Raw genomic sequence first — 12,979 nt, 5'->3', positions numbered from 1 at the left:
ATCTAAAATCGGGGCTCGACCACCACTTCGGTCCGCACCGAATTGGCGATGAAACAGGCGTCGTGCGCCTTGTGATGAATACTCTCGATCATAGCCGCATCTGCGTCGCATTCGACGAGCGGCCGAAGGGTGACATGTGTGATGGCTGTGCGCCCCTCAGCATTCTTGGCCATCAGGCCTTCGGCTTCGTCGTGATAAGATCGGACATTGAGCTTAGCGCGTTTTGCCAGATCCAAGAACCAGAGCATGTGGCAAGAAGAAAGCGAAGCGACGAACAGTTCTTCCGGATCGACGATCGTTGCATCGCTAAAAGGTGCCGGCACAATCGACGGCGATGCGGAAGCGGAGATGACCGCGCCACCATCAAAATGAAGTTCATGGACCCGGGAATAGCGGCCGGAAAGGAAATCCTCCCGTGCCCCCGACTTCCAGCGAAGCCCAGCAAAATGCTTCGACATGCGACCTCCTAAAGGCTCCGCCCGATCAGCAATTTCATGATCTCGTTGGTGCCGCCGTAGATGCGCTGGACGCGGGCATCGCGGAACATGCGGGCGATCGGATATTCATTCATGTAGCCATAGCCGCCATGCAATTGAAGGCATTCGTCGACGACTTTTCCTTGCAGGTCTGACAGCCAGTATTTGGCCATCGAAGCCGTCACCGGGTCGAGGCCACCGTTAATATGGCGGGCAACGCAGTCATTATAGAAGACGCGGCCGATGGTCGCCTCGGTCTTCAATTCGGCAAGCTTGAACTGGGTGTTCTGGAATTCGATGATGGCCTTGCCGAAGGCCTTGCGCTCCTTGACGTAGTCGATGGTAAGCGCCAGAGCCCGCTCGACCATGGCAATAGCAGTGGTGCCGATCTGCAGCCGCTCCTGCGGCAATTGTTGCATCAACTGGACGAAGCCCTGGCCTTCGTCATTGCCGAGCAGGTTCGAGGTCGGCACACGCACGTCGTTGAAGAACAGTTCCGACGTGTCGTTGGCCTTGAGGCCGATCTTGTCGAGGTTACGGCCACGCGCGAAACCCTCCACCTCGTCAGTCTCGACGACGATCAGCGAGATGCCCTTGGCGCCCTTCTCAGGATCGGTCTTGGCAACGACGATGATGAAATTGGCGAGCTGGCCGTTGGTGATAAAGGTCTTCGAGCCGTTGAGCTTGTACCGGTTGCCGTCCTGTTCGGCGTGCATCTTGATGCCCTGCAGGTCTGAGCCCGCACCCGGCTCAGTCATGGCGATGGCGCCGATCAGTTCGCCGGTCGCCAGCCTCGGCAGCCACCTCTTCTTCTGCTCCTCCGAGCCGTAGTGGAGGACATAGGGGGCAACGATCGAATTGTGCAGGCCAATGCCGAACCCGTCGACGCCGACATGGCCGATCGCCTCGATGATGGCGCTCTCATGTGCGAAGGTGCCGCCCGATCCGCCATATTCCTCCGGCATCGAGGCGCACAGCAGTCCGGCAGCACCCGCCTTCTGCCAGCTTTCGCGGTCGACCATCTCGTTCTTCTCGAACTCGTCGTAACGCGGCGCGATCTCTTCCGACATGAAGCGGTGCGCCATGTCGTAAAGCATGCCGACCTCGTCCGCCGCCCAGACGGGCTTGGGAAGGCCCAGGATTTCGGCGGGGTTGGTCATGGTTTCTCCCTCGCGCCGACGTCCCCCTCCCCCTCGAGACGAGGGTGGCCGCGAAGCGGCCGGGTGGAGTCGCCGATGACTTGCTCGACCTTATCTTTTACAACCTGCGCCATGTGCCACGGCATTGCGATCATTTTCCTCCAAGGCATGCACCAGAATGGAGGTCGGCGCACTGCAGGCAGGACCCCTCCCGGCCCTTCGGGCCACCCTCCCCTCGAGGGGCAGGGGAACGCCGAAGCTAGAACGCTTCCGCCGCCAGTGCCATCAATGTGTCGGCACCGCTGGAGATGCGGGCAAGATGCGCCGACGTCTCCGGCATGATCCGCTCTATGAAGAAGCGCGCCGTCACCAGCTTGTTGTCGTAGAAAGACGAAGCGCCGTCGGGACCATCAGCCAATTTCGCTGCGGCCACCTTGGCCATCCGGGCCCACATATAGCCCAGCGCCACCAGGCCGAAGAGATGCATGTAGTCGGTCGAGGCGGCACCCGCATTGTCGGGCTTGGCTATGCCGTTCTGCACCAGCCACATCGTCGCCGCCTGCAGATCGTCGAGGCCCTCTTTAAGCGCCTTGGTGAAGGGCGCCATCTTCTCATCGGTGCGGTTCTCCTCGCAGAACTCTCCGACTTCCCTAAAGAAGACCTGGACCGCGCGGCCGCCATTCAAGGCCAGCTTGCGGCCGACGAGGTCGAGCGCCTGGATGCCGTTGGCACCCTCATAAATCATGGCGATGCGGGCATCGCGGACGAACTGGCTCATGCCGTGTTCTTCTATATAGCCGTGGCCGCCGAACACCTGCTGCGCCATTACCGCATGATCGAAACCCTTGTCGGTGAGCACGCCCTTGACCACCGGCGTCATCAGGCCGGTATAGTCGTCTGCGACCTGGCGATCTTTGTCGTCACCGGAGCGGTGAGCGATGTCGGACTTGATCGCCGTCCACAGCGCCAGCGCGCGGCCGGCCTCGTTGAACGCCTTCATGGTCATCAGGCTGCGGCGGATGTCCGGATGGACGATGATCGGATCGGCCTTCCTGTCCGGCGCCTTCGGTCCTGACAGCGAGCGGCCCTGCAGACGGTCCTTGGCGTAGGAAACCGCATTCTGATAGGCGACCTCCGATAGTGAGAGCCCCTGCAGGCCGACGCCAAGCCGCGCCTCATTCATCATGGTGAACATTGCTTTCAGCCCGCCATTGGCCTCGCCGAGCAGCGTGCCTTCAGCGTCGTCGTAATTCATGACGCAGGTCGAGTTGCCATGGATACCCATCTTCTCCTCGATCGAGCCACAGGAGACGGTGTTCTTCTCGCCGGGATTGCCTGAGACATCGAGCTTGAACTTCGGTACGATGAACAGGGAGATGCCCTTCACGCCATCCGGCGCGCCCTCGATACGGGCCAGCACCAGGTGGACGATATTGTCCGACATGTCATGCTCGCCGGCCGAGATGAAGATCTTCTGGCCGGAGATCCTGTAGGTGCCGTCGCCATTTGGGACGGCCTTGGTGCGCAGCAGGCCAAGATCGGTTCCGCAGTGCGGCTCGGTCAGATTCATGGTGCCGGTCCAGGCGCCCTCGACCAGCTTCGGCAACCATGTTGCCTTCTGCTCTTTGGTGCCATGGGTGATGATCGCAGCGATCGCGCCTTGCGTCAGGCCGGCATACATCATGAGCGACATATTGGCCGACACCATGTATTCGGCAACCGCGGTGTGCACCGCGTAGGGCAAGCCTTGCCCGCCAAACTCGACAGGTGCGGCGAGCCCCATCCAGCCGCCTTCGCGATACTGGTCGAAGGCCTCCTTGAAGCCTTTCGGCGTCGTTACCGAACCGTCGTCATGGCGCACGCAACCTTCCGTGTCGCCGACACGGTTCAGCGGCTGCATCACGTTTTCAGCGAGTTTCGCCCCTTCGGCAAGGATGGCCTCGAGCACATCCGGCGTGGCGTCGGAAAATCCGGGAAGATTGGAATAGCGCTGATACCCCAGCACTTCGTTCAGCACGAACAGCGTGTCCCGGATCGGCGCCTTGTAGATCGGCATGCGTTTTCCTCCACCATGCGGTCTTGGCCCCGAAATCAGCCCCAGTGTACCAGTGTATGAGGATAGCAGGCGGGCCAGTATGACGGGTCGGAGATACCAAATGTTGACGTTTGCGTAAACGTCAATTCTGCGGTGCGACGAATTTTCTCCCGCGCGCCAAGACCGCAAACGGCGAAGGACGGCAAACGACGAAGAACCCCGCAGCGAAAGCCGCGCGGCTCTTATCCGTCGGAAATCGAAAGCTTAGTTTAGCTCGCCACGCTGGCCTGCGGCGTCGAGCGCTCGATCAGCATTTGCCGGACAGTCAACATCGAAGCACTCAGTTCGCTGATGGCATCGTCGATCAGCGCCCGCTGCTTCTGCAGACGGGCAAGCTGCTTCTCCGACTTGTCGAGCGCCAGCCGCAATTGCTTTGTGTTGGAGCCGTTCGGATCGTAGAGGTCCATCATCTGCTTGACGTCACGCAGCGAGAATCCGACCTTGCGGCCAAGCAGGATCAGCTTCAGCCGGGCCCTGTCGCGGCGCGTATAGAGGCGGGTCGAGCCGTCGCGCTGCGGGTTGAGTAAACCCTTGTCCTCATAGAAACGCAGCGTACGCAGCGTCACTCCGTATTTCTTGGCCATTTCGCCGATGCGGACAAGCTCTTCACCGGTTTCGCTCGACATATCGTTGGTATTGGCCGCGGCTTGACCGGGCGAAATAAGTTTCATGGTCACTGGCTTTCCCCGTCTGGTGGCGTCGCGGTCGCGGACCTTGCGTCGCCTGAGTGAAAGCGGGGGCGTGCTTCCACTCGTGGTTTCAGCTAACAAATCGCAAACGGCGTAATCCGCTCATTTACGTTTACGTCAATTCTATATCGATAGCCGCCTTACCACGCAAGAGCGTTCTAGGTTTGGAACTTTATGCCGCAGCGCCGGCGGATGACCTAAAAAGTCGTTGCCGATTTCGGGGACGATCATGCGGCTGATCAAACTTCCACGGCGTCTGTTGTGCGTCCAATAGAAGACACCCGGCGCCGTCCGCAGCCAGCCGACAAAGTTGCAACTTCTTAAGCTTGGTTAACGCGTTGTTTACCACGTTGGGGCGAAATGTGCGCATGTCGGTTACCCGTGTCTATCCTGTATTGAATTTTTCACGGTTTTCGGAGCGCGGATGAGACCCGGGAAGCTCGTCTTCCACTGCAACAAGCCACGCAGTCGCCTTCGTCCCGGCAGGACTTTGGGAACCTGGTGAAAGCCAGCAATTCTGAAACGGGCGCATTGATGAACAGCAAGCGGTCCTACCTCGATACACTCAACGCCGGCAGGCAACGCCGGCCGCACACGACGCTTGAAGAGCTCAACCGCTCCCTGGAAACTCTGGAGCAGCGGCTGGAGCGGACGCGCGAGGAGACGACAAACCACCCCGATCCGCGCCGACCCGCGGCAGAACCGCGCTATCCCAGCGCTCAACCCTATGGCCAGCAGCGCCGGTATGAAGACCCACGCGAGGCGCAGCAGCCGAAAGGTCCCGCAGCGGCCTTCGACCAGAACTACCAGGCGATCGCCCGCGATATCGACCGGGTGCGCGGTCAGGAGGACAGCGTCGCCTTAGCCGGCAAGATCGCCGGGGAATTGCGCGGCCTGCGCGAAGAGCTGCGCCAGCAGATGACCTCCGGCCTGCAACGCGAGTTCGACGTACTGCGCAAGAATATTGAGCGAGCCTTCCAGTCAAATGGCGGCGGCAAAGGCAGCGCCGAACTCGGCGTCGAGTTCGAGCGGCTTTCCGGCGCCATCCAGACACTGGCCGAAAAAAGCGACGACAGAAGCGTCAATATGCTGCGGCTCGAGCTTGAGCAGGTCAAGGCCGCGCTCGATACGCTAGCGCGCGAGGAGAGCGTGCAGGCGGTCGGCCGCCGCTGGGACGAATTCGACCGCCGCTGGACTGCCTTCGAGGACCGCGTCGACGCCGATCAGCGCAAGCGCTCCGACGCACCCGGCCTGTCGGCGCTGACGGAGCGGCTCGAACAGATCAGCAATGCCGTCAGCAATCTGCCGGAATCGCTGTCGCTGCGCTCGCTCGAAGAAAAGGTCCGCACGCTTGCCGGAGCGGTCGATCATTTCGCCCGCCAGCAGGACAATCGCGGCAGCGACACATTCAGCCAGATCGACGAGCGGCTCGACGAGATTTCCCGCGCGATCGTCGCCTCGACGGTTGCCGCGCAAGCCAATTCGTTCGACCCCGAGCCCTTCGAACGCATCGAGAAGCGGATCGATTCACTGGCCCAGCAAATCGAAGAAGTGTCGCAGGATCGTCCGGGCCGGGAGGTCATCGACCGGCTCAACACATTGTCGAGCCGCGTGGACGAACTGGCCGGCCGAGCCAATCTGCCGGAACAGGCGATGGAGCGCCTTGCCAGGCAAATCGCGCTTATCTCCGACAAGATCGACCACGCACCGGCCATGCCCGACGCCGATTACATCTTCCAGGGGCTCGAGCAGCGCTTCGACGTGCTATCCAGCATGATGGAACGCCGCCAGGGCGACGCCATCGAACAAGGCAACATGCTGTTTCGCGACCTCGAGCGCCGGTTGGACGAGGTCGCCGACAGGCTGGACCAGCGCATGCCGCAGGTCGACAACGCCGACATTATGGATGCCATCGACGCCCGCTTCACCGCGCTGGCCAAGCGGATGGAGACACGCGTTCCAGATCCCGCCAACGAGGCGGCGATCCGCGGCCTGGAGAGTCGGCTCGAAGACATCTCAAGCCGGCTGGATTCGTCCGCCGCACAAGTCGCCAGCATCGACCCGGCTTTGATCCGCAGCCTCGAAGCGCAGGTCGCCGGCCTGACGGCGCACCTTTCCAAGCCCGGCACGCCGCTGCCGGAATTCGACGACATCAGCCCGCGTCTCAACGAAATCGAGAAATCGCTGGCCGGAACCCGCGATTCCATCCTCGGCGCGGCGCGCGAGGCGGCCGAGAGTGCCGTCCGCTCGCTGGCCGGATCAAGCGCCAACACGGCGGCCGTTACCGGCCTCGCCCAGGACCTGAAGACGCTCGAGGCGCTGACGCGCCGTTCGGACGAGCGCAATTCGAGGACGTTCGAGGCTATCCACGATACGCTGCTCAAGATCGTTGACAGGCTTGGTTCACTGGAGACCAGCGAACCGGCAAGCGCCGAGTTGAGTAAGCGCTCCGGCCGGGCATCCAAGATCTCGGTGCAGGACGCACCGTCGATGGACATCGACCAGTCGCTGCCGTCAACGGGTAACATGGCCGATCTCGACGGCCGCGCCGCGGCGCTCGTGCGCGGAGAGCCAGGTCCGCGAACGCCGGCCGAGGCCGCCGCCGCAGCCGCACTGGCGGCTCTCGGTTCAGACACGACACGTGAAAAGAACGAACAAGGCGGCGGCAGGAAATCGATGTTAGGCGGGCTGGCGCGCGCCCTGAAGGGCAAGAAGGAGGCCGAGACGCCGCCGCTTGCAGGCTCGGCGCCGAGCGCCGAGATACCGAGCGTCGATCTCGACGAGCCCCTCGACCCCAAGCTCGCCAACCGGCCACTGGAACCCGGCTCCGGCGCACCCGACCTCAGCGCCATCATGAAGCGCGTGCGCGACGAGCGCGGGCAGCCGGCCAGAGAAGGCAGCGCCGAGGCGGCGAAATCGGACTTCATCGCGGCAGCCAGAAGGGCCGCGCAAGCGGCGGCCGCCGAGGCGGACGCCCTCAAGCGCCAGTCGACGATGAAAGGCCCGGTCAAGGCACTCAGGATCGGCGACCTGCTCAAGGCGCGGCGCAAGCCGATCCTGATGGGGGCAATCGCCATCATGCTGGCGCTTGCCGGCCTGCAACTGGGCAAAGCCTTCTTCTCCGACCCGGTCGAAGTCGCCGACAATGAGGCGGCGCCGGCCGTGCCCGTACAGCCGGTGGAAACCGCATTGGCCAGCGTTGCCAGCGAGCCGAAGGCGGACGCGCAGACAACAAGACAGGAGAGCGAGCCGTCGCCCACCGTCAGGCAGGCCGAGCCATCCGCATCGATGACCAAGGACGACACGGCGGCGCAAACCGGCCCCGCCACACCGGCAGCCGAGGCATCGACGGCGCCCTCGCCTTCCGGAGCGTCCGCTGACCTGGCGGCGCCAGACACCACGGCCGCAGTGCCCGCGCCGGCAGCGGCGACCGCCGAGCCAAAGGCTGCCGCGCCTGCTATTGCCCCCGCTGCCACGCAGGACACGACCGGCACTGTGCCGCCGGCGGATGCTGCCCCGGCAGGCGTTGCCAAGATCGACGTTCCGGCCGATGCCGGGCCGGCCGCCCTGCGCGATGCAGCGGCCGGCGGCGACGCCAAGGCGCTGTTCGAGATCGGCTCGCGTTACGCCGAGTCGCGCGGCGTTAAGGAAGACATGACGGCGGCGGCCAAATGGTATGAGAAAGCTGCCGAACTCGGTTTCGCACCGGCAGAATACCGCATCGGCAACTTCTACGAGAAGGGCATCGGCGTCGCACGCGACATCAAGAAAGCGAAGACCTGGTACCAGCTTGCCGCAGAGCAGGGCAATGCCAGCGCAATGCACAATCTTGCCGTGCTGTTTGCGATGGCGGCGGACGGCGTGACCGACAACGAATCGGCAGCACGCTGGTTCCAGGCGGCGGCGGATCTCGGCGTCAAGGACAGCCAGTTCAACCTCGGCATCCTCGCGGCGAAGGGTGTCGGCATGAAGCAGAATCTCGAGGAGAGCTATAAATGGTTCGCGCTCGTCGCCAAGACCGGCGACAAGGATGCAGCGGCCAAGCGCGACGAGATCGCCAAGGCGCTGAGGCCCGAGCAGTTGGAGCGTGCGCGGGCCGCGGCTGAACTGTGGAAAGCCAAGCCGCTCGATCCAGCCGCCAATTCGGCCGACATTCCTGAATCGTGGCAGGACGGCACACCGCAGACGACCGCCGGCATCGATATGAAGAAAGCGGTCCAGAACATCCAGCGCATTCTCAACAAGAACGGCTACGAGGCCGGCAATCCCGACGGCATGATGGGCCTGAAAACCAAGAACGCAATCATGGCCTTCCAGGCCGACAACGATATGAGGGCAACCGGCGCGATCGACGAAAAGCTGGTCAAGGCGCTGCTCGCGCGTAAATAACGGCGGATGCGTCGTTTCCGCGACGCCCTTGCCACAGATTTGCCTGTTAACTGATTGAGTTGTTTTTTGTTTCGGCGGCGCGGCGAAGTTTGACTTCACCGCCCGGCCGGCGCAAGAACGAAATAGCCTTTTGGCGCAAAATGCCCGCAACGGTTGCATTCGCCAGGAGGCAAACTGATCGAGACTGACGGGTGGGCATCTATCTCCCGATCGCGGAAATTTCCGTCAACATCTTCGTGCTGCTGGCCATGGGTGCGGCGGTGGGTTTCCTGTCGGGCATGTTCGGCGTGGGCGGCGGCTTTCTCATTACGCCGCTGCTGATCTTCTACAACATACCGCCGGCAATCGCGGTCGCCACCGGCGCCAACCAGGTCATCGCCTCCTCCTTCTCCGGCGCCCTGTCGCACATGAAGCGCGGCACGCTCGACTTCAAGCTTGGCGGCGTGCTTTTAGCCGGCGGTATCGTCGGCTCGACCGGTGGTATCTATGTCTTTGCGCTCCTGCGCCGGCTCGGCCAGCTCGACCTGTTTATCTCGCTGCTCTACGTCCTGCTGCTCGGCACTGTCGGCGGACTGATGCTCGTCGAGAGTGTCAATGCATTGCGCGCCACTCGCAGCGGCGCCGCACCGGTGTTGAAGAAATCCGGCCAGCACAATTGGATCCACCGCCTGCCGCTGAAGATGCGGTTCAGGGCCTCAAAGCTCTTCGTCAGCGTCATTCCGGTGCTTGGGCTGGGCGCGGCGATTGGCTTCCTGTCGTCGATCATGGGCGTCGGCGGCGGCTTCATCATGGTGCCGGCCCTGATCTACCTTTTGAAGGTGCCTACCAACGTGGTCATCGGCACCTCGCTGTTCCAGATCATCTTCACCTCGGCCTACACCACGCTGGTCCACGCCACCACCAACCAGACCGTCGACGTCATGCTCGCTTTCCTGTTGATGGCAGGCGGCGTAGCCGGCGCGCAATATGGCGCCAAGGCCGGTCAGCGGCTGCGAGGCGAGCAACTCAGGGCGCTGCTGGCGCTGCTGGTGCTGGCGGTCGCCATCCGGCTTGCCATCGATCTCTTCGTCACGCCACCCAACCTCTATTCGCTGTCCGGCGTGGGCCTGAGCTGATGGCTGGCTTAAGGACGCTCGCGGCCGCCGCCTTGCTGTCGCTGCTGCCGGCTGCGCCACCAGCGAAGGCGCAGGCGCCTCTGACCGAAAATATCCAGATCGGCCTTTCGACCGACAATGTCTCGATTACCGCCGGCTTTTCCGGCGCCGACCTGACCATCTTCGGCTCGTTGGAAAATGCGGATCCGCTTGTCGCGCGGCAAGGGCGCTACGACGTGATCGTCGTGCTGGAAGGCCCGGCCCGACCGGTCGTCGTGCGCCGCAAGGACCGGGTGCTCGGCGTCTGGGTCAATCTGGAGTCGGAGACCTTCAAAAACGTACCTGTCTCCTATTCGGTGGCGACGACCCGGCCGCTGCAGGACGTCACCGATCCGAACAGCTACAAGCAGCTGTCGCTTGGCGCCTCGAACCTCTATTTGCAGCCAGCCGACGCCGGCGACAGCCCGGCGACAATCGAGGAGTTCACCGCCGCGCTGCGCGAACGCAAGTCGGCGACCGGCCTCTACAGCGAGAATGTCGGCGGTGTGCAGTTCCTGTCGCAGAACCTGTTCCGCGCCACCGTCAGGCTCGCCCCAAACGTTCCGGTCGGCACCCATAAGGCCCGCGCCTTCCTGTTCAAGAGCGGCCTGTTCATCAAGGAAAGCTCCGCCCAGCTCGAAATCCGCAAGTCCGGTTTCGAACAGTCGATCTTCCGCGTCGCCCACGACTACTCGTTCCTCTACGGTGTCTTTGCCGTATCGTTGGCCATGCTGACAGGCTGGCTCGGAAGACTGGTCTTCAGGAAAGACTGAACTCTCGTAAAAGTGGTTTCCCTTTCCGAGGGTATGGGTTAGACCGCGACCCCCGGCCCGACCGGACACGAGCTGCTGCTCCCCAAATCAGAAATACAGGAACGCACGATGCGACCAGCATTCGCCGGGATCGACTTCGGCACTTCGAATTCCACTGTCAGCGTGGTCAGGAACGGGCAGCCGCGGCTGGTGGCGTTGGAAGACGGCCAGGTCACGCTGCCCAGTGCGGTGTTTTTCAATTTCGAGGACAACCGCACCTATTTCGGGCGACGCGCCCTTGCCAACTATACGGACAGTATCGAAGGCCGCCTGATGCGCTCGTTGAAGAGTGTGCTCGGCAGCTCGCTCGCCCACGAAAAGACGCGCATCAAGGCGCGTTCGATCGGCTTCATGGAGATTGTCGGCCTGTTCGTCGGCCATCTGAAAAAGAAGCTGGAAGAAGAGGCCCATGACGCGGTCGACAGCGTCGTGCTGGGACGGCCCGTGCAGTTCGTCGACGACGATGCCGAGGCTGACGCGAAGGCGGAGCACGAACTCGAAAATGCCGCTCGTGCCCACGGCTTCAAGCACATCGCCTTCCAGTTCGAACCGATTGCCGCGGCACTCGACTACGAACAAAAGGTGACGCGCGAGGAACTAGCGCTGATCGTCGACATGGGCGGCGGCACGTCCGACTTCTCAATCGTGCGCGTCTCGCCCGAGCGCGCCCGCTCGCTTGACCGCAAAGACGACATCCTGGCCAGCCGCGGCATCCACATCGGCGGCACCGACTTCGACCGGCTGTTGAGCATCGCCCATGTGATGCCGCAGCTCGGCTATCTCTCACTGACCAAGGATGGCAAACGTAATCTGCCGGCGAGCTACTTCATCGACCTGGCGACGTGGCAGCGCATCAACCTGGTCTATACCGCGAGGGCGATGACGCATCTGCGCCAGATCCGCTATGAGGCGGAGCGCGCAGACCTGGTCGACCGCTTCATCCACATCGTCGAGCATCGTTACGGCCACGCGCTGGCGGCGCTGGTCGAAAAGGCCAAGATCGAGCTGACGGACCGTTCGTCGGCCGATGTCGAGGTCGCGCTGCCAGAGGTGAGGTTCACGGCAGAAATCACGCGCAAGGGTCTCGAAGCCACCATAGCCAGAGACATTGAGCGTGTTGCGGCTACAGTCGAGCAGACCATCCGCGACGCACAGGTGAAGGCCTCGGACATCACCGCGTTGTTCTTGACCGGCGGATCGACCGCGATCCCGCTGGCCAGGCAGCGGATCCTGGCGCTGGTGCCGCAGGCGTCGGTAATCCAAGGCGATGTGTTCGGCTCGGTCGGGCTTGGGCTGGCGCTCGACGCGCAGCGGAAGTTCGGCTGATCGGCTTAAAGCGGCGCGAGTCTCTCAGCTTTGCCGCCAAGATGCGCCTTGAGCGCCATCTGGGCCAGGCTCGGCTGCCGGTCGCGATGCGTGATCATGGCAAATTCGCGCTTCGGCAGATCGACCGGCACAGAACGCAGGCTACCTTCGGCGACCGCGCGGGCGGCGACGAGTTCCGAGATGATGCTGGCGCCGGCGCCGGCCTCGACCGCCTGGCGAATAGCCTCATTACTCGGCAATACCAGGAATATCTGCAGGTCCGCGAACGAAATCCCGTCGCGTCGGGCAAGGTCCTCCAGCGCCTCGCGCGTGCCCGAACCGCCTTCGCGAATGATCCAGCGAAGCCCGCCAAGATCGGGATGTCCAGGCGAAACTTCCGCGATCTCAGGGTGCGAGCGCGCCACGACCAGCATCATGCGATCGATATCGACCTTGGCACGCCGCAAAATGTCGGATTCGGTGCGCCCCTCGACCAGGCCAAAATCGGCTGCGCCATCAAGTACATTGGTCTCGACCTGCCTGGTGTTGCCAATGCTCACGCTCAGCCTGACGGCAGGATAGGCTTCGTGGAAAGAGGCGAGCCGGCGCGGCAGCCAATAGCTGGCAATGGTCTGGCTGGCAGCGATCGAGAGACTGCCGGTGATCGTTTGCGAGACATGCTCCAGCACGTTGTGGGCGGCCGCAGCCCGCTCGAGGACCGCCTTGGCCTCGGGCAAGAATCGGCGTCCGGTTTCGGCGAGCTCGATGTTGCGGCCGACGCGGTTGAACAACTGGACGCCATGCTGCTGTTCGAGCGAGCGGATCGCGGCGGATGCGGCCGACTGTGAGATGCCCAGCAACTCGGCCGCTTTGGTCATGTGCGCCCGTTCGGCGACGGCGACGAAGATCCGCAACTGGTCCAGGGTCATTCCGACACTAAG

General features: G+C 62.8%; 9 protein-coding genes. 4 read left to right on the top strand and 5 right to left on the bottom strand.

Annotation, left to right across the window (positions count from 1 at the left end):
- Nucleotides 1-2: 2 nt before the first annotated feature.
- The 4 genes from NKH42_RS08865 to NKH42_RS08850 all read right to left on the bottom strand — a co-directional run bounded on the left by NKH42_RS08865 (nt 3) and on the right by NKH42_RS08850 (nt 4,381).
- A complete protein-coding gene (locus tag NKH42_RS08865; RefSeq protein WP_254816313.1) occupies nt 3-458 on the bottom strand; it encodes an OsmC family protein in 456 nt (151 codons plus the stop codon).
- Nucleotides 459-466: 8 nt separating this feature from the next.
- A complete protein-coding gene (locus NKH42_RS08860) occupies nt 467-1,636 on the bottom strand; it encodes an acyl-CoA dehydrogenase family protein (RefSeq protein ID WP_352506173.1) in 1,170 nt (389 codons plus the stop codon).
- 238 nt (nt 1,637-1,874) lie between these two features.
- Nucleotides 1,875-3,671 (bottom strand): acyl-CoA dehydrogenase, encoded by a 1,797-nt coding sequence (locus NKH42_RS08855; protein WP_352506172.1) that lies wholly within the window; start codon nt 3,669-3,671, stop codon nt 1,875-1,877.
- Between the two features lie 248 nt (nt 3,672-3,919).
- Nucleotides 3,920-4,381, bottom strand: coding sequence for a MerR family transcriptional regulator (locus NKH42_RS08850; RefSeq protein WP_352506231.1), 462 nt, complete (start codon nt 4,379-4,381; stop codon nt 3,920-3,922).
- 552 nt (nt 4,382-4,933) lie between these two features.
- On the opposite strand from NKH42_RS08850, the gene NKH42_RS08845 reads away from it, so the two are divergent.
- The 4 genes from NKH42_RS08845 (at nt 4,934) to NKH42_RS08830 (ending at nt 12,059) form a co-directional block, all read left to right on the top strand.
- Nucleotides 4,934-8,788: a peptidoglycan-binding protein gene (locus NKH42_RS08845; protein ID WP_352974041.1), complete on the top strand. Its 3,855-nt coding sequence runs from the start codon at nt 4,934-4,936 to the stop codon at nt 8,786-8,788.
- Nucleotides 8,789-8,979: 191 nt separating this feature from the next.
- Nucleotides 8,980-9,903 carry a sulfite exporter TauE/SafE family protein gene (locus NKH42_RS08840; protein WP_352506170.1) on the top strand — a complete coding sequence of 308 codons (924 nt, stop codon included), beginning with the start codon at nt 8,980-8,982 and terminating at the stop codon, nt 9,901-9,903.
- The gene (locus NKH42_RS08835; protein ID WP_254816308.1) at nt 9,903-10,694 is read left to right on the top strand and encodes a TIGR02186 family protein; all 792 of its coding nucleotides are present in this window, start codon (nt 9,903-9,905) and stop codon (nt 10,692-10,694) included. The genes NKH42_RS08840 and NKH42_RS08835 overlap by 1 nt, the downstream gene beginning before the upstream one ends.
- A 108-nt stretch (nt 10,695-10,802) precedes the next feature.
- Nucleotides 10,803-12,059 (top strand): Hsp70 family protein, encoded by a 1,257-nt coding sequence (locus NKH42_RS08830; protein ID WP_352506169.1) that lies wholly within the window; start codon nt 10,803-10,805, stop codon nt 12,057-12,059.
- Nucleotides 12,060-12,064: 5 nt separating this feature from the next.
- Here NKH42_RS08830 and NKH42_RS08825 read toward each other — a convergent pair whose 3' ends face one another.
- Nucleotides 12,065-12,967, bottom strand: coding sequence for a LysR substrate-binding domain-containing protein (locus tag NKH42_RS08825; protein ID WP_352506168.1), 903 nt, complete (start codon nt 12,965-12,967; stop codon nt 12,065-12,067).
- Nucleotides 12,968-12,979 lie beyond the last annotated feature (12 nt).

It is taken from the genome of Mesorhizobium sp. M1142 (assembly GCF_040318565.1).
Lineage (GTDB): Bacteria > Pseudomonadota > Alphaproteobacteria > Rhizobiales > Rhizobiaceae > Mesorhizobium.
The sequence above is the reverse complement of the archived record's forward strand: the minus strand, read 5'-3'. Positions and strand labels throughout refer to the sequence as shown.

Excerpts from the sequence above, each read along its gene's own strand:
- NKH42_RS08850 (WP_352506231.1), bottom strand. The coding sequence starts at position 4,381 with ATGAAACTTATTTCGCCCGGTCAAGCCGCGGCCAATACCAACGATATG.
- NKH42_RS08835 (WP_254816308.1), top strand. The coding sequence starts at position 9,903 with ATGGCTGGCTTAAGGACGCTCGCGGCCGCCGCCTTGCTGTCGCTGCTG.
- NKH42_RS08830 (WP_352506169.1), top strand. The coding sequence starts at position 10,803 with ATGCGACCAGCATTCGCCGGGATCGACTTCGGCACTTCGAATTCCACT.
- NKH42_RS08825 (WP_352506168.1), bottom strand. The coding sequence starts at position 12,967 with ATGACCCTGGACCAGTTGCGGATCTTCGTCGCCGTCGCCGAACGGGCG.
- NKH42_RS08855 (WP_352506172.1), bottom strand. The coding sequence starts at position 3,671 with ATGCCGATCTACAAGGCGCCGATCCGGGACACGCTGTTCGTGCTGAAC.
- NKH42_RS08845 (WP_352974041.1), top strand. The coding sequence starts at position 4,934 with ATGAACAGCAAGCGGTCCTACCTCGATACACTCAACGCCGGCAGGCAA.
- NKH42_RS08860 (WP_352506173.1), bottom strand. The coding sequence starts at position 1,636 with ATGACCAACCCCGCCGAAATCCTGGGCCTTCCCAAGCCCGTCTGGGCG.
- NKH42_RS08865 (WP_254816313.1), bottom strand. The coding sequence starts at position 458 with ATGTCGAAGCATTTTGCTGGGCTTCGCTGGAAGTCGGGGGCACGGGAG.